The following is a 20,940-nucleotide window of genomic DNA, read 5'->3' as shown; positions in this document are numbered from 1 at the left end:
TGTCCCCCTCCTCGGTCCTCCCCCATTCATGGGGGAAGGCCGGGATGGGGGACAGCCAGCACAATCCAAATCAGCCAATCGCCCCTAACGAATCCTCGTTGCTCTGCTTCTTCGGCAGCAGGAACAGCGTGGCGGCGATATCCAGCAGATAAATCAGCGCCAGCAGCGTGATCGCCGCGGTGAAAGAGATATTGGTCGCCAGCAGGCCAATCACCAATGGACCAAACCCGCCTACGCCACGCCCCAAATTAAACAACACGTTCTGCGCTGTTGCGCGCGCCTGCGGTGGGAAAGTATCGGAAATCAGCGCGCCGTAGCCGCCGATCATGCCGTTCACAAACATCCCCATCAGCGCGCCGGTAAACAGCATCACCGTAGGATCGCGCAGCTGCGCATACACCACCACCATCACCACCGCGCCAAACTGATACAGCAGGAAGATTTTCCAGCGCGCGAAGCGATCGGCCAGCACGCCAAACAGCCAGATGCCGAACGTCATGCCCACCACCGTCACCGCGGTCCACAAGCCTGATTTGGTCAGGCTGAAACCGAAGCTGGACGACAGATAGCTCGGCATCCAAATCATCAATCCGTAGTAACCAAAGTTCTGCACCGAGCAGAGAATGAAAATCCCCAGGCTGGCTTTGCTGGTGGCGCGATCGGCAAACAGTAATTTAAGACGTGCGCCAAACGAGAGCTGCGGCGTTTTCTCCACGTGGCGGGTAAAGCTCTCCGGCTCGCCCATGCTGCGGCGAATCACAAAGGAGACCAGCGCCGGCAGCAAACCGACGAGGAACATGCCGCGCCAGCCAATCACGCTCAGCAGCGGCGGCGTGATAAAGGCCGCCAGCAGCACACCGAGCTGCCAGCCAATGCCCACCCACGCCGAGGCGCGGTTGCGCTTCTCTTTCGGCCAGGCTTCGGCAATCAGCGCCATGCCGATGCCGAACTCGCCGCCCAATCCCACGCCCGCCAGCGTGCGGTACACCAGCAGATCCCAATAACCCTGCGCCACGGCGCACAGGCCGGTGAACACTGAGAACACCAGAATAGTGACGGTAAGGATACGGATGCGGCCATAACGATCGCTGAGATGGCCAAACACGATGCCGCCGATCACCGCGCCGATCAGCGTCCAGGTAACCAGCGAACCGGCCTGAGACGGATCGAGCGCCAGCGAGACGCTGATCGCCGGCAGCATAAAGCCAAGAATCAGCAGATCAAATCCGTCCATCGCGTAGCCGCTGATAGCCGCCACCATGGCTTTCGCCGGTGTAATGGCTTGTTTTTGAGGAGTTGGGGAAGACATGTAACAGCACCTGGCAGAAAAAAGTGCGCCAAGTATAAAGAGAGGGAATCGATGAGAACAGACAGAATTTAAGCAGGCAGCCCGTTAGCCACAGTGGCAACGGGCCGCCGACGCATCAATCAAGAGGGTTTATTGCTGCCGTCATCGCCCGACAGCAGTTCATCCAGCTTGTCGCCGCCCACATGACGGAAATCCTGACCTTTGACGAAATAGAAGATAATTTCGCAAATGTTCTGGCAGCGATCGCCGATACGCTCGATGGCGCGCGCGCAGAACAGCGCGGTCAGCACGCTTGGGATAGTGCGCGGATCTTCCATCATGTAGGTCATCAGCTGACGCACGATGCCTTCGTACTCTTTATCCACCTTCTTATCTTCGCGGTAGATTTTGATGGCTTCGTTGAGATCCATGCGCGCGAACGCATCCAACACGTCGTGCAGCATCTGCACGGTGTGATGACCAAGCGCTTCAAGGCTCACCAGCAGCGGCAGATGCTGCTGGCTGAACTTCTCCAGCGCGGTGCGGCTGATTTTTTCCGCCACATCGCCAATGCGTTCCAGCTCAGAAATGGTCTTGATGATCGCCATTACCAGGCGCAAATCGCTGGCGGTCGGCTGGCGTTTGGCGATGATGCGCACACAGGCTTCATCAATCTCCACTTCCATCATGTTGACCTTCTGGTCGCCGTCGATGACGTGACGCGCCAGCTCGCCATCCTGGTTGTGCATCGCGGTGATGGCGTCCATCAGCTGCTTCTCAACCATGCCGCCCATGATCATCACTTGCGTGCGAATGTGCTCCAGCTCCGCGTTGAACTGACCGGAGATGTGTTTGTTCAGATTTAAATTATCCATGTGCGTCTCCTGAATCAGCCGTAACGACCGGTGATGTAATCTTCGGTCTGCTTCTTTGCGGGCTTAGTGAACAAGGTATCGGTATCGCTGAACTCAATCAGCTCGCCCAGATACATAAAAGCGGTGTGGTCAGAACAACGCGCAGCCTGCTGCATGTTGTGAGTCACGATCACCACAGTGTAATCCTGCTTCAGTTCGGTGATCAGCTCTTCAATACGACCGGTTGAGATCGGATCCAGCGCGGAGCAAGGCTCATCCAGCAACAGCACTTCCGGGCGAATCGCGATGCCGCGGGCGATGCACAAACGCTGCTGCTGACCGCCGGAAAGACTGTAACCGCTCTGATGCAGCTTGTCTTTGGTTTCATTCCACAGCGCGGCTTTGGTCAGCGCCCACTGCACGCGCTCATCCATATCGGCACGCGACAGCTTCTCAAACAGCCGCACGCCGAAGGCGATGTTGTCATAAATCGACATCGGGAATGGCGTAGGCTTCTGGAACACCATACCGACGCGGGCGCGCAGCAGGGCGATATCCTGATTGGAAGCCAGAATGTTATCGCCATCCAGCAGGATGTCACCTTCAGCACGCTGCTCCGGATAGAGCGAGTACATTTTGTTGAAGGTGCGCAGCAAAGTGGATTTACCGCAGCCCGATGGGCCGATAAACGCGGTCACCTGGTTTTTGGTGATATCCAGATTGATGTTTTTCAGCGCGTGAAACTTACCGTAATAGAAGTTCAGATTACGGACCTGAATTTTACCGGCTGATGAAGTCACGTTACTCATTCTCGTCTCTCATAAGCAGCGCCGCCGAAGCCGCGCTGGGAAATTAGTGTTTGCCCTTGGCGAAAACCACACGCGCCACAATGTTCAGCAGCAGCACGCACACGGTAATAATCAGCACACCCGCCCACGCCAGGCTTTGCCACTCGGCAAACGGGCTCATGGCGAATTTAAAGATGGTGACCGGCAGGTTAGCGATCGGCTGCATCATGTCGGTGCTCCAGAACTGGTTCGACAGCGCAGTAAACAGCAGCGGTGCGGTTTCACCGGCGATACGCGCCACGGCCAACAGCACACCGGTGATGATGCCGGAAACCGAGGCTTTCAGCGTAATCGCCGAAATCATCTTCCACTTCGGCGTACCCAGCGCATAAGCCGCTTCACGCATGCTGTCGGGTACCAGACGCAGCATATTTTCGGAGGTACGAATCACAATCGGGATTTGCAGCAGCGCCAGCGCTACTACGCCCGCCCAACCGGAGAAGTGCTGCATCTGCGATACCACAATGGTGTAAACGAACAGGCCCACCACAATCGACGGTGCTGACAGCAGAATGTCGTTGATGAAGCGAATCACTTCCGCCAGCCAGTGTTTACGGCCATATTCCGCCAGATAAATCCCAGCCATGATGCCGAGCGGCGTTCCGATGATCGTTGACCAGAAAATCAGTAAACCGCTGCCGAGTAAGGCATTGGCTAAACCACCGCCTGCGGTGTTGGGCGGCGGTGTCGATTCGGTAAACAGCTCCCAGCTCAACCCATCAACGCCGCGCGTAACGGTGGTGAACAGAATCCACACCAGCCAGAACAGACCGAATGCCATGGTCATCAGCGACAGCGTCAGGGCAATTTTATTTTTAGTACTGCGCCATGCCTGCATTTTGCGGCGCGAGGCTTCCAGCTCAGCGCGAGCCTGAACTTCAATAGCGGTCATGAACGGGCTCCTTCACTCTTCGCCAGACGCAGGATCATCAGTTTGGAGATCGCCAGCACGATAAAGGTAATCACGAACAGAATCAGACCCAGCTCCATCAGAGCCGCAACGTGGACACCGGATTCCGCTTCGGCGAATTCGTTGGCCAGCGCGGAGGTGATGCTGTTGCCCGGCATAAACAGCGAGGCGCTGTCGAGCTGGTAGGTGTTACCGATGATAAAGGTCACCGCCATGGTTTCACCCAACGCGCGGCCCAAGCCAAGCATCACGCCGCCGATCACGCCGTTTTTGGTGAACGGCAGCACGATGCGCCAGATCACTTCCCACGTGGTGCAGCCGATGCCGTAAGCCGACTCTTTCATCATCACCGGCGTTTGTTCAAATACGTCGCGCATCACCGAGGCGATGTACGGAATGATCATGATGGCGAGAATCACGCCCGCCGCCAGAATACCGATACCGAATGCCGGGCCCGAGAATAGCGTGCCGACAATCGGGATATTCGCCATCACGTTGCCAACTGGCGTCTGGAAATATTCGGCGAACAGCGGCGCGAAAACAAACAGGCCCCACATGCCGTACACGATGCTGGGGATCGCCGCCAGCAGCTCAATGGCGGTGCCCAGCGGGCGACGCAGCCAGCCAGGCGCCAGTTCGGTCAGGAACAGCGCGATGCCGAAGCTCACCGGCACGGCAATGATCAAGGCAATAATCGAGGTGACGAGGGTGCCGTAAATCGGTACCAGCGCACCAAATTGTTCGTTTGGCGCATCCCAGGTTTTGTTCCACAGGAAAGAGAAACCAAATTTTTGGATGCTTGGCCAGGAGGAGAAAATCAGGGAGACGATAATGCCGCCCATCAACAGCAACACGATAAGCGCGGATAGCTTCACCAGCGCGCCGAAAATCATGTCGCCTTGTTTACCGGGGGCTTTGAACGTCGGCTTAGTGGCAGCCATAGAATTCTCTGTTCTCAGGGGGATGTCAGGGCGGCACGCAGGCCGCCCATTGGGGTTGGCCAACCGTCTCGGCTGGCCAGGTCAATCTGTTACTGGTACAGCGCTTTACCGGAGCTATCTTTGATGTTCGCTTTCCACGCTGCACGAATCTGGTTAGCTACGCTTTCTGGCAGCGCGGCGTAATCCAGGTCGGTTGCGGTTTTGCTGCCACCTTTGTAAGCCCAGTCGAAGAACTTCAGCACTTCGCTACCTTTCTCCGCATTCGCCTGATCTTTGTAGATCAGGATGAAGGTGGTTGAGGTGATCGGCCATGCATCGTTGCCTTTCTGGAAGGTCAGATCCTGAGCAAAGGTTTTGCTCCAGTCTGCGCCTTTCGCGGCGTTAGCAAAGCTCTCTTCACTTGGTGCGACCGCTTTACCGTCGGCATCAACCAGTTTGGTGTAGGTCAGGTTGTTCTGCTTGGCGTAAGCGTATTCCACATAGCCAATTGAACCCGGCAGACGCTGTACAAACGCGGCCACGCCGTCGTTACCTTTACCGCCCAGTCCGGTTGGCCAGTTAACGGTGTTACCTTTACCAATTTTGCTGTTCCACTCTTCGTTCACTTTTGCCAGGTAGCTGGTGAAGACGAAAGAAGTACCGGAACCGTCAGCGCGGCGAACCACGTTGATGTTGGAATCTGGCAGTTTCACGCCTGGGTTCAGTTTAGTGATCGCCGGGTCGTTCCACTTTTTGATGGTACCGAGGTAGATGTCGCCCACGGTTTTACCGTCAAGAGTCAGTTCACCGGATTTCACACCTGGGATGTTAACCGCCAGCACCACACCACCAATGACGGTAGGGAACTGGAACAGGCCGTTTTTCTGCAGATCTTCTTCTTTCATTGGCGCATCAGACGCACCGAAATCGACGGTTTTCGCGATGATTTGCTTCACGCCGCCGGAAGAACCAATACCCTGATAGTTGATTTTGCTACCGGTGGCTTGCTGGTACTCGGCTGCCCACTTGGCATAAACCGGCGCCGGGAATGTCCCGCCTGCGCCCGTCAGATCGGTGGCTGCAAAAGCAGAAACCGCGCTTACTGCGAAGGTGGCGGCGAGGATTCGGGCTACGGTGCTACGCATCAGTGTCATGTTCCCTCCAGGGGATTCAAAAAAATCAGGCTCAATGCCTTTTTAGTAGGAGTCAGTGATTGCTGCTGGAGGGAAAATAGGACAGTTTGATGACAGTGAAATGTACGAAATGTGACAGTTATATGACAGCGTACAGAAATGAAGCGGGCCCATTGCGGGCCCACTCTTGTTACTGATTATTCAACGGTAACCGATTTAGCCAGGTTACGCGGCTGGTCAACATCGGTACCTTTAATCAGCGCCACATGGTATGAGAGCAGCTGTAACGGCACGGTGTAGAAGATCGGTGCAATCACCTCTTCTACGTGCGGCAGGGAGATGATTTTCATGCCATCGCTGTCGCTGAAACCGGCATCCTGATCGGCAAACACATACAGCAAACCGCCGCGCGCGCGTACCTCTTCAATATTGGATTTCAGCTTCTCCAGCAGTTCGTTGTTGGGCGCGACCACGATCACTGGCATATCCGCATCAATCAGCGCCAGCGGGCCGTGCTTCAGCTCGCCCGCCGCATAGGCTTCGGCGTGGATATAGGAGATCTCTTTCAGCTTCAGCGCGCCTTCCATCGCGATCGGATACTGATCGCCACGGCCAAGGAACAGCGCGTGATGCTTATCAGAGAAACCTTCCGCCAGGTTTTCGATTACTTTGTCCTGCGCCAGCATCTGTTCGATGCGGCTCGGCAAGGCCTGCAGCGCGTGCACAATCTCGTGCTCGGTTTCGGCTTTCATGCCGTGCAGACGACCGAGTTTCGCCACCAGCATCAGCAATACTGCCAGCTGCGTGGTGAAGGCTTTGGTGGATGCCACGCCAATTTCAGTGCCGGCTTTGGTCATCAGCGCTAAATCGGATTCACGCACCAGCGATGAACCGGCCACATTACAGATGGCCAGCGAACCGAGATAACCCAGCTCTTTCGACAGGCGCAGCGCCGCCAGCGTATCGGCGGTTTCACCCGATTGTGACAGCGTGATCAGCAGGCTATTTTTACGCACTGCAGATTTGCGATAACGGAATTCTGAAGCAATTTCCACATCACAAGGCAGGTTAGCCAGCGACTCAAACCAGTAACGCGAAACCATGCCGGAGTTATATGACGTACCGCAGGCAATGATCTGAATATGTTCGACCTGGCTCAACAGCGTCTCAGCATCCGGGCCCAGCTCGCTAAGATCGACTTCGCCGTGATTAAAACGACCGGTGATGGTGTTTTTGATCGCGTTCGGCTGCTCGTAAATCTCTTTCTGCATGTAATGACGATAGATGCCTTTGTCGCCGGCATCGTACTGAGCGGTCGATTCGATTTCAGCGCGCTTAGCCGTTTTACCGTCACGATCGATGATGGTGACTTCGCGGCGGGTGATCTCGGCAATATCGCCCTCTTCCAGATAGATGAAGCGACGCGTCACCGGCAGCAGTGCCAGCTGATCGGAAGCGATAAAGTTTTCGCCCACGCCACGGCCAATCACCAGCGGACTGCCGGAGCGCGCCGCCACCAGCAGCGAAGGATCGCGGCTGTCCATGATCACCATGCCATACGCACCGCGCAGCTGCGGAATGACGCGCAGCACCACTTCACGCAGCGTGCCGCCCTGCTTCTGCTCCCAATGCACCAGATGCGCCACCACTTCGGTGTCGGTTTCTGAGGCAAAGTGATAGCCGCGCTCAAGCAACTGCGCGCGCAGCGGCTCATGGTTTTCAATGATGCCGTTGTGCACGATGATGATGTGCTCAGAAACGTGCGGATGCGCATTGGCCTCCGACGGTTCACCGTGTGTCGCCCAGCGCGTATGTGCGATACCGGTGCCGCCAATCAGCGGCTGCTGCTCTGCGGCTTCCGCCAGGTTCTGCACTTTACCCAGACGACGCAGGCGCGTCATATGGCCCTGACGATCGACGACGGCTAATCCCGCGGAGTCATAACCGCGATACTCAAGACGACGCAAACCTTCCAGCAGAATTTCTGCGATGTCACGCTGCGCTACTGCACCAACAATTCCACACATAGTAATTTCCTGACTTCATGGCTTTCGGCCATTGCGTTGTCATACGACCTGATTTCCCCGAGCCTTGTAGAGAGTGGGGATATTTTTTTATGGCACTGCTAACAGGCCGATCGTTGTCGGCCTTTAAAATTTATTTTTTCTTAACAGGACGCTGCCAGCCCGATTTTTGATTCTGTTCTTTACGGTTGTAGACCAGATCCGCAGCTAACACATCTTTCATTATCGTGGTGCCCGCGGCGATGGTCGCACCGCTCGCCACGCTGACTGGCGCCACCAGCTGGGTATCCGAACCGATAAACACGTTGTCTCCAATGATGGTTTTGGATTTGTTGGCGCCATCATAGTTACAGGTAATGGTACCCGCACCGATATTCACGCCCGCGCCAATTTCCGCATCGCCGAGATAAGAGAGATGACCGGCTTTGGAGCCTTTGCCGAGCGTGGCTTTCTTCATCTCTACAAAGTTGCCCACGTGCGCCGCTTCCGCCAACTCGCTGCCCGGACGCAGACGCGCAAAAGGCCCAACCGTACAAGCAGCGGCTAACGTGGCATCTTCGATCACCGAATAAGGGCTGATTTCACAGTCGTCAGCAATCACGCTGTTTTTGATGATGCAGCCGGCACCGATTTTGATGCGGTTGCCGAGCGTGACTTTGCCTTCGATGATCACGTTGGTGTCGATCTCCACATCGCGGCCGTGTTGCAACGCACCGCGCAGATCGAAACGCGCCGGATCGCGCAGCATCACACCCGCCAGCAGCAGCTTTTCTGCCTGCTCGCTTTGGTAGACACGCTCAAGCGTTGCCAGCTGCAGGCGATTGTTGACGCCATCGGTTTCGCTGATGCGCGCCGGATGCACCGCATTGATCACGCGGCCTTCGTGGTGCGCCATGGCGATGATATCGGTGATATAGAATTCGCCCTGCGCATTATTGTTGTTAAGTTGTGCCAGCCAGCGCTTGAGGTCGCCACCGTTGGCAATCAGAATGCCGGTGTTAATTTCCTGAATTTTAAGCTGTTCTGGCGAGGCATCTTTCTGCTCAATGATGCCGATCACCGTGCCGTTTTCACGCACGATACGACCGTAGCCGGTGGGGTTATCCAGAACTACGGTGAGTAAACCAATGCCGCCCGCGGGTTTCGCATCACGCAGACGTTGCAAACTGGCCTGCGAGATCAGCGGCACGTCGCCGTACAGCATCAGAATATCTTCGTCATCGGCAAAGAAGGGCGCGGCCTGCTGCATCGCGTGGCCGGTACCGAGTTGCTCAGCCTGCAGCACCCAGTTGAGTGCGTTATGCGCTAACGTTGACTGCAGTAAATCTCCGCCGTGGCCATAAACCAGATGGATCTGCTGGGCGCCCAAACCGGTTGCGGCATCAATAACGTGCTGAACCATTGGTTTACCTGCAAGGGTGTGCAGAACTTTGGGCAGGTCGGAATACATTCGGGTGCCTTTGCCAGCGGCTAAGATCACCACACTCATCGCGTTCGTAGACATAACTATCCTGATTCTCTTCAACTTTCGAAAGTGTAAGGTTTAACCCCGAGATTACTACATTTTTCTCGGGTCGAAATTAGCCGGGCTCAGCGCCAGGCGGCAAATTTGGAGCAAAAAAAATGCCAACCCAAAGGGCTGGCATTTCGTGACGCATAAAGCCTGATTACATCGCTTTTTTGGTCAGCTCGATGACACGCAGTTTCGCGATGGCTTTCGCCAGTTCCGCAGAAGCCTGAGCATAATCCACGTCGCCGTGGCTGCTGTTCATGTGCTCTTCCGCTTTACGTTTCGCTTCCAGCGCGCGCGCTTCGTCGAGGTCTTCACCGCGAATCGCGGTGTCGGCCAGAACGGTGGTGCTGCCAGGCTGAACTTCCAGCACGCCGCCAGAGAGGTAAATAAACTCCTCTTCGCCGTGCTGTTTCACGATGTGAATCATACCAGGCTTGATGGCTGTCAGCAGCGGGGCGTGGCCAGGACGAATCCCCAGCTCACCTTCGCTACCTGACACCTGGATACGCTCGACCAGACCGGAGAACATTTGTTGCTCCGCGCTGACCACGTCCAGATGATAAGTCATAGCCATACCATTCCTCCTGGGAAACCTAAATTACAGTTTCTTCGCTTTTTCTACGGCTTCTTCGATAGCGCCGACCATGTAGAACGCCTGCTCTGGCAGGTGGTCGAATTCGCCTTCCATGATGCCTTTGAAGCCACGGATGGTGTCTTTCAGGGTGACGTACTTACCTGGAGAACCGGTGAAGACTTCAGCAACGAAGAACGGCTGAGACAGGAAGCGCTGAATCTTACGCGCACGTGCCACCAACAGTTTGTCTTCTTCAGACAACTCGTCCATACCCAGGATAGCGATGATGTCTTTCAGTTCCTGGTAACGCTGCAGCAGAGACTGCACGCCACGCGCAACGTCATAGTGCTCCTGACCCACGATCAGTGGATCCAGCTGACGGCTGGTAGAATCCAGCGGGTCAACGGCTGGGTAGATACCCAGAGAGGCGATCTGACGGCTCAGCGTAACGGTTGAGTCTAAGTGAGCAAAGGTGGTTGCTGGTGACGGGTCAGTCAAGTCATCCGCAGGAACGTAAACGGCCTGTACAGAGGTGATTGAACCGGTCTTCGTGGAGGTAATACGCTCCTGCAACACACCCATCTCTTCTGCCAGCGTTGGCTGATAGCCTACCGCAGATGGCATACGACCCAGCAGTGCTGATACTTCAGTACCGGCCAGGGTGTAACGATAGATGTTGTCGATGAACAGCAGAACGTCACGGCCTTCATCACGGAATTTTTCCGCCATGGTCAAACCGGTCAGTGCTACGCGCAGACGGTTACCCGGCGGCTCGTTCATCTGGCCATACACCAGCGCTACTTTATCGATAACGTTGGAGTCAGTCATTTCGTGGTAGAAGTCGTTACCCTCACGAGTACGCTCACCCACACCAGCAAATACCGAATAACCTGAGTGCTCAGCCGCGATGTTACGGATCAGCTCCATCATGTTTACGGTTTTACCTACACCCGCACCACCGAACAGACCGACTTTACCGCCCTTAGCGAACGGACACATCAGGTCGATAACCTTGATGCCGGTTTCCAGCAGTTCCTGCGAGTTAGACTGATCTTCATACGAAGGTGCTGCACGGTGAATAGAGGAAACCTCTACTACAGTGCCGTCGTCATTCTGCAGGTCGCCTTTCATGTCGATTGGCTCACCCAATACGTTCATGATACGGCCGAGGGTTGCTTTACCAACCGGAACCTGGATAGGTTTTTTCAGGTCGGTAACTTCCAGACCGCGCTTCAGGCCGTCAGAAGTACCCATGGCGATGGTACGAACCACGCCACCACCCAGCTGCTGCTGAACTTCCAGCACCAGACGAGCATCACCATTTTTCACCTCGAGAGCGCTGTATACCTGCGGTACCGCGTCCTGAGGGAATTCGACGTCAACTACGGCGCCGATAATCTGGACAATCTTTCCAGCTGCCATCTTGAATCCTCTACCTAATACGAAAATACCCAGCCGCGCTCGCGCGACAGGATATATGCCTGGTTAAACCGCGGAGGCTCCCGAGACGATCTCGGTAAGTTCCTGGGTGATGCTGGCCTGACGAGCTTTGTTGTAAACCAACTGCAGCTCTTTGATCAGGTTTCCGCCGTTATCGGTTGCAGCTTTCATTGCAACCATACGTGCGGCCTGCTCACTGGCCAGGTTTTCCACCACACCCTGATAAACCTGCGATTCGACGTAACGACGCAGCAGAGTATCCAGCAGCGCTTTCGGATCGGGTTCGTACAGGTAATCCCAGGTCTTCGCCTTCATCTCTTCTTCACCTTCCGCTGGCGGTAACGGCAGCAGTTGGGTAATGGTCGGAGTCTGAGACATGGTGTTATTAAACTTGTTGGCAACGATATACAGCTTGTCGATGCGACCTTCATCGTAGGCCTGCAACATCACTTTTACCGGGCCGATCAAATCAGACAGTGCAGGCTTATCGCCCATACCGGTGACTTGTGCCACGATGTTGCCACCTACAGAGCCGAAGAATGAATTGCCTTTCGAACCGATAACAGCCAGATCGCTCTGTACGCCTTTATCCGCCCAGCTTTTCATATCTGCCAGCAATTTTTTGAACAGGTTAATGTTCAAACCACCACAAAGCCCGCGGTCAGTCGAAACGACCAGGTAGCCGACGCGCTTAACGTCACGCTCATCCAGGTAAGGGTGCTTGTATTCCAGATTACCCAAGGCAAGGTGACCAATCACTTTGCGCATGGTATCTGCATACGGACGGCTGGCCGCCATGCGTTCCTGCGTTTTACGCATTTTGGAGGCGGCGACCATTTCCATCGCTTTGGTGATCTTCTGCGTATTTTTTACGCTTCCGATCTTACTACGTATTTCTTTTGCGCCGGCCATTAGCTTCTCCTCAAAGCCTTGCGGCCTGCCTTTTCAGACAAGCCGCCAGACATTACCAGGACTGGGTTGCTTTAAACGTTTCGAGGAGGCCTTTCAGCTTCTCTTCGATTTCGTTATTGAAGTTACCCGCTTGGTTGATTTCAGCCATCAGCTCAGCGTGATCGCGATCCGCGAACGCCAGCAGAGCGGCTTCGAAGCTGCCGACTTTCGCCAGTTCAACATCGTTCAGATAGCCGCGCTCAGCAGCAAACAGCACCAGACCCTGTTGCGCGACTGACATCGGCGCATACTGTTTCTGTTTCAGCAGCTCGGTCACTTTCTGACCGTGGCTCAGCTGTTTACGCGTTGCATCGTCCAGATCGGAAGCGAACTGAGAGAACGCAGCCAGTTCACGATACTGTGCCAGCGCGGTACGAATACCACCGGACAGTTTCTTGATGATCTTAGTCTGTGCAGCACCACCAACACGGGATACCGAAATACCCGGGTTAACGGCTGGACGAATACCGGAGTTGAACAGGTTAGATTCCAGGAAGATCTGACCATCAGTAATCGAGATTACGTTGGTCGGAACGAACGCAGAAACGTCACCCGCCTGAGTTTCGATGATTGGCAGTGCGGTCAGAGAACCGGTCTGGCCTTTCACTTCACCGTTGGTGAAGCGCTCAACGTAGTCAGCGCTAACGCGTGATGCACGCTCCAGCAGACGAGAGTGGAGATAGAACACGTCACCAGGGAATGCTTCACGACCTGGTGGACGGCGCAGCAGCAGAGAAATCTGACGGTAAGCAACAGCCTGCTTAGACAGGTCATCGTACACGATCAGTGCATCTTCACCGCGGTCACGGAAGTACTCACCCATTGCACAACCGGCGTACGGTGACAGGTACTGCAGTGCTGCAGATTCAGAAGCAGAAGCGACAACCACGATGGTGTTAGCCAGCGCGCCGTGCTCTTCCAGTTTGCGTACTACGTTAGAAATGGTTGACGCTTTCTGACCAATCGCAACGTAGACACACTTGATGCCTGAATCGCGCTGGTTGATGATGGCGTCGATTGCCATTGCAGTTTTACCGGTCTGACGGTCACCGATGATCAGCTCACGCTGGCCACGGCCGATTGGAATCATCGCATCGACAGATTTGTAACCGGTCTGAACAGGCTGGTCTACAGACTGACGGTCGATAACGCCCGGTGCAATCACTTCAACAGGCGAGAAGCCGTCGTTTTCGATTGCGCCTTTACCGTCGATCGGTGCACCCAGTGTGTTCACCACACGGCCCAGCAGGCCACGGCCAACTGGAACTTCTAAAATACGACCCGTACATTTTACTTTCATGCCTTCCGCGAGGTCAGCATACGGGCCCATCACTACTGCACCAACCGAGTCACGCTCGAGGTTCAGTGCGATAGCGTAACGGTTGCCCGGCAGGGCAATCATCTCACCCTGCATGACATCGGCCAGGCCGTGTACGCGGATGATACCGTCACTTACAGAAACAATAGTACCTTCGTTGTGAGCTTCACTCACGACATTGAACTGAGCAATGCGCTGCTTGATCAGTTCGCTGATTTCGGTGGAATTCAGTTGCATATGCTCCAGTCCCCTTAAGACTGCAAGACGTCTGCCAGACGATCAAGACGGCCGCGTACGCTGCCATCAATGACCAGGTCACCCGCACGGATAACCACACCTGCCATTACAGACTTATCAATTTTGCAATTCAGCTTAACTTTACGTGACAGACGTTTTTCCATCGCGGCGCTGATTTTAGTCAGCTGACTGTCACTCAGCGTGCTGGCAGAAATCACATCAACTTCGGCTGTCGCTTCATAAGCGTCACGCAGTTGAATGTACTGAGCCAGTACGGCTGGAAGCGCTGTCAAACGTCCGTTTTCGGCCATTACCTTAATCAGGTTCTGGGCGTTTTCATCAAGTTGATCGCCACAAACTGCAATGAAAGAAGCAGACAAAGCTTCCGGTGCGAGCGCACCGGAAAGAAGATCTGCGATCTGTTCGTTGCGAGCCACTTCTGCGGCAAACGCCAGCATGGATTGCCAGCGATCGATGCTTTGATGCTCAACAGCAAAGTCAAAAGCTGCTTTGGCGTAGGGGCGAGCTACAGTAATCAGATCAGACATCAGCCCCTCCCTCCTTACAGTTCAGCGACCAGTTTATCAACGATGTCGCTGTTAGCAGCTTCATCCACGGAACGTTCGATGATTTTCTCGGCGCCAGCTAATGCCAGCAACGCGACTTGCTTACGCAGCTCTTCACGGGCACGCGAACGCTCGGCATCAATTTCTGCCTGCGCCTGCGCCACGATGCGGTTACGTTCAGTCTCAGCTTCGGTTTTCGCTTCGTCCAGAATCTGGGCACGGCGTTTGTTCGCCTGCTCGATAATGACCTGAGCGTCTTCTTTCGCTTTTTTCAGCTGGTCGGTCGCATTGGCCTGCGCGAGATCTAAATCTTTCTTCGCGCGCTCAGCAGAAGCAAGGCCTTCAGCAATTTCTTTCTGGCGCTTTTCGATGGCAGCCATAATCGGCGGCCATACGTACTTCATGCAGAACGCGACAAACAGAATGAACGCGATGGCCTGGCCGAGGATTGTTGCATTAATGTTCACAGCACAATGCCTCTTATTAAGTTAACTTGCTCTGCCGCTATCAGAGATAAACGGCAGAATCCGTCCCTCATCACACCAGGTGCCATGAGTGAACAAGGCTACCAGGTTTAAGCGACAGCAAACATCACGTAGAGACCCAGACCTACAGCGATCATCGGGATTGCATCCACCAGACCCATTACAACAAAGAACTGCGTACGCAGCAGAGGGATCAGATCCGGTTGACGCGCGGCGCCTTCCAGGAATTTACCTCCGAGGATGCCGATACCGATCGCAGCACCGATTGCCGCCAGGCCCATCATCACAGCGGCAGCCATGTACAGCAGATCCATATTCAGGTTTTCCATGACAGTCTCCAGTTTGTTTCAGTTAAAAGCTTAAGTGTTGAGATAAAAATCAATGTTCTTCAGATGCCATCGACAGATAGACGATCGTGAGGACCATGAAAATGAAAGCCTGCAGCGAAATGATCAGGATGTGGAAAATGGCCCAAGGCACATTCAACAACCACTGCGACCACCACGGCAGCAAGCCGGCAATCAGGATAAAGATCAACTCACCCGCATACATGTTGCCGAACAGTCGCAGACCCAGTGAAACAGGCTTGGACAGCAGGCTAACACCTTCAAGAATCAGGTTAATGGGGATGAAGATCGGGTGATTAAAAGGCTGCAGCGTCAACTCTTTGGTGAAGCCGCCAATGCCTTTCATTTTGATGCTGTAGAACAGAATCAAAATAAATACGCCCAGCGCCATAGACAGCGTGATGTTCACGTCTGCAGACGGCACGACGCGCAGCGCCGGCAGGCCTAAATAGTGCTCGCCGATAAACGGCAGCAAATCGATAGGCAGCAGATCCATGAAGTTCATCAGGAAGACCCAGACGAAAATCGTCAGAGCCAGCGGGGCGATAAGTTTGCTTTTACCGTGGTACATGTCGCGCACGTTGTTATCAACGAAGCCGACAACCAGTTCGATAGCCGCTTGTAATTTCCCTGGAACACCGCTGGTAGCGCTTTTCGCCACTTTGCGGAACAACACCAGGAAAATCAGTCCCAGCACCACAGAGAAAAACATGGAATCGATATTTAATACCCAGAACGTCGCGGGAGCGTCGTGCGGATTCACCAACTCGAAAGTACGCAGGTCCAACTGAAGGTTATTCAGGTGGTGACCTATGTATTCTTGCGGAGTAGAGATTTCTCCAGCAGCCATGATGCCTCTTACCCTTTGTTGTTAATTACAGCCGGAGCGACGATCTGCACCACCAGCACCGATAACCACGTGATTGCGAGTGGCCAGAAGACCGCTCCAAACACACCCAACGCCACCGCGAGGAAAATGACGGTTGTGAACACCTTCAACACTTCACCGAGGGCGAAGCTCCAGGCAACACGTCCTTTCGCAGGCGTTTGATCCTGCAGGCGCCAGGCCAAAAACATAAACAACACGTTCGGCAGCCAAGCTGCCACGCCACCCGCGATGGCGGAGGCGCCCCAGGTAACCTCTTTCAGGGTAAAGAGCGCACCGATGGTGACAAAGGTCACCAGCTGAATGATCAGCACGGCCCGGGCTAATTTCACACTGTAAAGAGACACTGACATGACGCTGAACTCTCCTGCCCCGAACGGGGTATGTCGCGTGTCGTATAAGACTGCCTTTACTCATTTGAGTCAAGCAGCAAAAGCCGTGCAAATTATACGGGCGCCACCTGCGATTTCAATCGGTAAGTAGCGAAAAGGTGAACAATTATTTAAATTTCTTTCTGAAGGGCTATTTTTCAAAACATCGTCTTCAGGCAATGTCTGACTTTAAGTCTGAAAATGCCCGACCGACTTGCTTTTAAAGCGTGCTTTAGATCACATAATAAACAAGGAATGCCTGACTGAATTTGTTTCAGACAAGATTTATACGATTTCTACATTGTATTAAGCACTTATAAATCAGAGTTTTAATTTTATTATTTAACTGTTGCGCTTCGATTTTCGAGAAAAACACTCTATTGACATCATGCGCTGCAATAAAAACGCAAAACTGATATTACGTACGCCAATTTATTGCAAAGTTATATTTTCACCAGTGATTATTTGGTTGGGTAAATACACCCAAAAAAGTGATCTCCGTGATAATGAAATGTGAATTATTCGTTAAATGTAACAGAGATTTTCGGATAATTTCCGCCGGGGATGTTAACTCGCGCGCCCTGCCCTGCGAAATAAAAGCTTTTACCTAAAAGTGTTCAATCGCTGCTTTTTCGTTCAGGGCAATGACTAAGACAAACGGCATGAAGCAGATTAAATCCATACCGTTTAAAAGGCTATTGGCGGGTAATCACCACCAGATGGCGTTCACCATCCAGCTCGGGTACCTGCAGAGGTTGAATTTTTTCCACCGTAAAGCCAGCGGGTAATGCAGCAATCTCATCATCCGGACGCACACCTTTCAGGGCATAAAAGCGACCTTCAGGACCCGGCAGATGATGACACCAGGTCAGCATATCCTCGAGTGAAGCAAATGCACGACTGATAACACCGTCGAATGGCGGCTCAGACGGGTACTCTTCAACGCGGCTCTGCACCGGCGTGACGTTAGTAAGTCCTAACTCATGTTGTACCTGACGCAGGAATCGCACGCGTTTGCCGAGGCTATCCAGCAAGGTGAAATGCGATTGCGGGCGCACAATGGCCAGCGGAATGCCTGGTAAGCCCGGACCGGTGCCGACATCAATAAAGCGTTCGCCCTGCAAATGTGGCTCAACCACCATGCTGTCGAGAATATGGCGTACCAGCATCTGCTGCGGGTCGCGCACTGATGTCAGGTTATAGGCCTTATTCCACTTATGCAGCAACTCAACATAGCCAACCAACTGCTGTTTTTGTTGATCGGTAAGGGAAATGTTTGCCGCTTTTAGCAGCGAGGAGAGTTTGTTGATCACAACGAGAATTCCATTAACGGGGGCGAGTTGCCTCGCCCCAAAGTCGATCAGGCGCTTTTACGCAGCAAGCCCTGTTTTTTCAGGTAAATCAGCAGAATTGAGATGGCCGCAGGCGTGATGCCCGAAATACGAGAAGCCTGGCCGATGGAAGTCGGTTTGTGATCGTTGAGTTTGGCGATCACTTCATTCGACAAGCCATTTACCTGATGATAGTCGAGCTCGACAGGCAACAAGGTGTTTTCATTGCGCAGCTGGCGATCAATCTCTTCCTGCTGACGCGCAATGTACCCTTCGTATTTCACCTGAATCTCCACCTGCTCAGCAGCTTGCTCATCTGACAGTGCCGGACCGTAGCTGGCGAGTGACGTCAGCAGCGGATAGGTCATCTCTGGACGACGCAGCAGATCTTCACCGCTGGCTTCTTTGGTGAGCGGCGCACTGATCACCGCGTTCACTTCCGCCACGTTATCCGATTTTGGATGCACCCACAGATCGCGCAGGCGTTGACGCTCCTGCTCAATCGCCTCCAGTTTCTGGTTGTAGCGCGCCCAGCGGGCATCATCAACCAGACCGAGCTCGCGACCGGCTTCGGTCAAACGTAGATCGGCGTTGTCTTCGCGCAGCATCAGGCGGTATTCAGCGCGTGATGTAAACATGCGGTACGGCTCTTTCGTGCCCAACGTACACAGATCATCAACCAGCACACCAAGGTAAGCCTGATCGCGACGTGGCGCCCAGCCCTCTTTATCGGCGGAAGCGCGTGCTGCGTTGAGGCCGGCCAGCAAACCTTGCGCTGCCGCTTCTTCGTAGCCAGTGGTGCCGTTGATCTGGCCGGCAAAGAACAGGCCGTGGATAAATTTGCTTTCCAGCGTCGGTTTGAGATCGCGTGGATCGAAGAAATCATACTCGATGGCGTAACCCGGACGGATGATCTTCGCGTTTTCCAGTCCTTTCATCGAACGTACAATCTGCATCTGTACGTCAAACGGCAGGCTGGTGGAGATACCATTCGGGTAGATCTCGTTGCTGGTCAGGCCTTCCGGCTCCAGGAAGATCTGGTGCGCATTACGATCGGCAAAGCGCATCACTTTGTCTTCGATCGATGGGCAATAACGTGGACCAATACCTTCGATGATCCCGGCATACATCGGGCTACGATCGAGGTTGTTGCGAATCACGTCATGCGTCTGTTCGTTGGTGTAGGTGATCCAGCATGGCACTTGTTGTGGATGCTGTGAAACCTTGCCCATGAACGAGAACACCGGCATCGGATGATCACCGTGCTGCGGTGTTAGCACCGAAAAATCAATCGAGCGTGCGTCGATACGTGGCGGCGTACCGGTTTTCAGACGGTTTACGCGCAGCGGCAGTGCACGCAGGCGTTTTGCCAATGGGATTGATGGCGGATCGCCTGCACGGCCACCGCTGTAGTTATCCAGCCCGATGTGGATTTTGCCATCAAGGAAGGTCCCGACGGTCAGCACCACGGTTTTGGCGCGGAACTTCAGGCCCATTTGCGTCACAGCACCGACGACACGATCGTTTTCCACAATCAGATCGTCAACCGCCTGCTGGAAGATCATCAGGTTTGGCTGGTTCTCTAATGCGGTGCGTACCGCCTGGCGATACAGTACACGGTCAGCCTGAGCACGTGTGGCGCGAACAGCGGGGCCTTTACTCGCGTTTAGTATCCTAAACTGGATGCCTGCCTGGTCAATTGCCGTGGCCATCAAACCGCCTAAGGCATCCACTTCCTTCACCAGATGTCCTTTCCCGATGCCACCGATCGCCGGGTTACAGGACATTTGTCCAAGCGTATCAATGTTATGGGTGAGTAACAGGGTTTGCTGACCCATTCGGGCTGCGGCCATCGCGGCCTCTGTGCCCGCATGACCACCACCGATTACGATGACGTCAAAAGGATCTGGATAAAACATGAAGTGGGTCCTCGTTAGTGTTTCGGACAGGGATCGTTGCCCTGGGCGGTGGATTCTACTGAAATAATGTCGGCGGCGAAAGTCGCGGGATCCCGAGGTTTAAAAGAAAGGATCTTAAGTCTTTTATATGATCTTTCTGTTAGATCTACTATTAGGATCGCATCCGGCTGTTGATAACCCCAAAAAATTCAGGCTAAACAGCAAATTAGCGAGGATCATTAGCTGTGAATGATCGGTGATCCTGATCCGTATAAGCTGGGATCAAAATGGCTACTTATGCACAGCCTAAAAAAGAAACAGACGTTGTTATTTGGATAACTACTGGTTATACGCATGAAACAGGCCATGTTATCCACAGTCGATCGCGGGTTTAAGGTAAAAAAACAGCGCAATCAACTGGGGATCATTCTATTTTCCCGATCCCCAGCCACTAAAGATCGTTTTAAATCTGCGTTTTCCATGTGGCGACCCACACTTCGGCCGCGTCTTCCGGGATCTCATGCTCCAGCACGTCGATCTCCAGTCGATCGCCAATGCGTTTGGCGCCCAGTTGGTTCAATTGCTCTTCCAGCAGCTTGATCGCGCCGCAGAAAAGATCGTATTCATGATTACCGATGCCGACTGCGCCATAACGTAAGCCAGAGAGGTCCGGTTTTGTTTCCTGCAGTGCTTCATATAAAGGAAGCAAATTATCAGGCAGTTCACCGGCACCGTGCGTGGAGGTAACGATCAGCCAAATCCCTTCCGGTAGCAGCTCATCCAGCTCTGGGCCATGCAGCACCTCGGTTGAGAAGCCCGCTTCCTGCAGTTTTTCTTCCAGATGTTCAGCAACATATTCGGCGCTGCCAAGGGTACTTCCACTGATTAACGTAATATCGGCCATGATGCTCTCCCGCACTAAAGGCGAGCATTGTACGCTGTGATCAAGCCGTGATCCACCTGTGGAAAACAGGGTTAACAGTAGAAAGCATCAGGCGGCAAGTCGCGCTATACGCGCGATCTGCCGGGGATAAGTTTGTGCACAG

The 20,940-nt window shown here is 53.9% G+C and carries 20 protein-coding genes; all 20 read right to left on the bottom strand.

Annotation, left to right across the window (positions count from 1 at the left end):
• Positions 1-70: 70 nt before the first annotated feature.
• The 20 genes from ACYAC5_RS19705 to mioC all read right to left on the bottom strand — a co-directional run bounded on the left by ACYAC5_RS19705 (position 71) and on the right by mioC (position 20,798).
• A complete protein-coding gene (locus tag ACYAC5_RS19705; RefSeq protein ID WP_217549507.1) occupies positions 71-1,309 on the bottom strand; it encodes an MFS transporter in 1,239 nt (412 codons plus the stop codon).
• 119 nt (positions 1,310-1,428) lie between these two features.
• Positions 1,429-2,163: a phosphate signaling complex protein PhoU gene (phoU, locus tag ACYAC5_RS19700; RefSeq protein WP_007893583.1), complete on the bottom strand. Its 735-nt coding sequence runs from the start codon at positions 2,161-2,163 to the stop codon at positions 1,429-1,431.
• Between the two features lie 14 nt (positions 2,164-2,177).
• Entirely contained in the window at positions 2,178-2,951 is a 774-nt protein-coding gene (gene pstB / locus ACYAC5_RS19695) for a phosphate ABC transporter ATP-binding protein PstB (RefSeq protein ID WP_101763905.1), read from the bottom strand.
• 43 nt (positions 2,952-2,994) lie between these two features.
• Positions 2,995-3,882, bottom strand: coding sequence for a phosphate ABC transporter permease PstA (gene pstA, locus ACYAC5_RS19690; protein ID WP_101763906.1), 888 nt, complete (start codon positions 3,880-3,882; stop codon positions 2,995-2,997).
• Entirely contained in the window at positions 3,879-4,841 is a 963-nt protein-coding gene (gene pstC, locus ACYAC5_RS19685; protein WP_101763907.1) for a phosphate ABC transporter permease PstC, read from the bottom strand. The genes pstA and pstC overlap by 4 nt, the downstream gene beginning before the upstream one ends.
• An 89-nt stretch (positions 4,842-4,930) precedes the next feature.
• Complete coding sequence (pstS, locus tag ACYAC5_RS19680; RefSeq protein ID WP_049852409.1) at positions 4,931-5,974, bottom strand: phosphate ABC transporter substrate-binding protein PstS; 1,044 nt, start codon at positions 5,972-5,974, stop codon at positions 4,931-4,933.
• A gap of 176 nt (positions 5,975-6,150) precedes the next feature.
• Positions 6,151-7,980 (bottom strand): glutamine--fructose-6-phosphate transaminase (isomerizing), encoded by a 1,830-nt coding sequence (gene glmS, locus ACYAC5_RS19675; protein WP_101763908.1) that lies wholly within the window; start codon positions 7,978-7,980, stop codon positions 6,151-6,153.
• A gap of 130 nt (positions 7,981-8,110) precedes the next feature.
• Positions 8,111-9,481 carry a bifunctional UDP-N-acetylglucosamine diphosphorylase/glucosamine-1-phosphate N-acetyltransferase GlmU gene (glmU, locus tag ACYAC5_RS19670; protein ID WP_462062168.1) on the bottom strand — a complete coding sequence of 457 codons (1,371 nt, stop codon included), beginning with the start codon at positions 9,479-9,481 and terminating at the stop codon, positions 8,111-8,113.
• A 163-nt stretch (positions 9,482-9,644) separates the two neighbouring features.
• The gene (locus ACYAC5_RS19665) at positions 9,645-10,064 is read right to left on the bottom strand and encodes a F0F1 ATP synthase subunit epsilon (RefSeq protein WP_008106717.1); all 420 of its coding nucleotides are present in this window, start codon (positions 10,062-10,064) and stop codon (positions 9,645-9,647) included.
• Positions 10,065-10,088: 24 nt separating this feature from the next.
• Positions 10,089-11,486, bottom strand: coding sequence for a F0F1 ATP synthase subunit beta (atpD, locus tag ACYAC5_RS19660; RefSeq protein ID WP_008106718.1), 1,398 nt, complete (start codon positions 11,484-11,486; stop codon positions 10,089-10,091).
• A gap of 63 nt (positions 11,487-11,549) precedes the next feature.
• The gene (atpG, locus tag ACYAC5_RS19655) at positions 11,550-12,416 is read right to left on the bottom strand and encodes a F0F1 ATP synthase subunit gamma (RefSeq protein ID WP_101763910.1); all 867 of its coding nucleotides are present in this window, start codon (positions 12,414-12,416) and stop codon (positions 11,550-11,552) included.
• Between the two features lie 52 nt (positions 12,417-12,468).
• Positions 12,469-14,010, bottom strand: coding sequence for a F0F1 ATP synthase subunit alpha (gene atpA / locus ACYAC5_RS19650; RefSeq protein ID WP_008106721.1), 1,542 nt, complete (start codon positions 14,008-14,010; stop codon positions 12,469-12,471).
• A gap of 14 nt (positions 14,011-14,024) precedes the next feature.
• Positions 14,025-14,558 carry a F0F1 ATP synthase subunit delta gene (gene atpH / locus ACYAC5_RS19645; protein WP_008106723.1) on the bottom strand — a complete coding sequence of 178 codons (534 nt, stop codon included), beginning with the start codon at positions 14,556-14,558 and terminating at the stop codon, positions 14,025-14,027.
• 14 nt (positions 14,559-14,572) lie between these two features.
• Entirely contained in the window at positions 14,573-15,043 is a 471-nt protein-coding gene (atpF, locus tag ACYAC5_RS19640) for a F0F1 ATP synthase subunit B (protein WP_007893603.1), read from the bottom strand.
• Between the two features lie 107 nt (positions 15,044-15,150).
• Positions 15,151-15,390, bottom strand: a complete 240-nt coding sequence (atpE, locus tag ACYAC5_RS19635) for a F0F1 ATP synthase subunit C (protein ID WP_003849523.1) — start codon at positions 15,388-15,390, stop codon at positions 15,151-15,153.
• A gap of 49 nt (positions 15,391-15,439) precedes the next feature.
• Positions 15,440-16,258 (bottom strand): F0F1 ATP synthase subunit A, encoded by an 819-nt coding sequence (atpB, locus tag ACYAC5_RS19630; RefSeq protein ID WP_007893608.1) that lies wholly within the window; start codon positions 16,256-16,258, stop codon positions 15,440-15,442.
• 8 nt (positions 16,259-16,266) lie between these two features.
• Positions 16,267-16,647 (bottom strand): F0F1 ATP synthase subunit I, encoded by a 381-nt coding sequence (gene atpI / locus ACYAC5_RS19625; RefSeq protein ID WP_222185617.1) that lies wholly within the window; start codon positions 16,645-16,647, stop codon positions 16,267-16,269.
• Between the two features lie 713 nt (positions 16,648-17,360).
• The gene (gene rsmG / locus ACYAC5_RS19620) at positions 17,361-17,978 is read right to left on the bottom strand and encodes a 16S rRNA (guanine(527)-N(7))-methyltransferase RsmG (RefSeq protein WP_309836576.1); all 618 of its coding nucleotides are present in this window, start codon (positions 17,976-17,978) and stop codon (positions 17,361-17,363) included.
• Between the two features lie 47 nt (positions 17,979-18,025).
• Positions 18,026-19,915, bottom strand: a complete 1,890-nt coding sequence (gene mnmG / locus ACYAC5_RS19615; protein WP_462062166.1) for a tRNA uridine-5-carboxymethylaminomethyl(34) synthesis enzyme MnmG — start codon at positions 19,913-19,915, stop codon at positions 18,026-18,028.
• A 442-nt stretch (positions 19,916-20,357) separates the two neighbouring features.
• Entirely contained in the window at positions 20,358-20,798 is a 441-nt protein-coding gene (gene mioC, locus ACYAC5_RS19610; protein ID WP_101763915.1) for an FMN-binding protein MioC, read from the bottom strand.
• Positions 20,799-20,940: the final 142 nt, after the last annotated feature.

Source organism: Pantoea sp. y20, from assembly GCF_054903455.1.
Note: the sequence above shows the minus strand (reverse complement) of the source record. Positions and strands in the feature narration are given on the sequence as shown.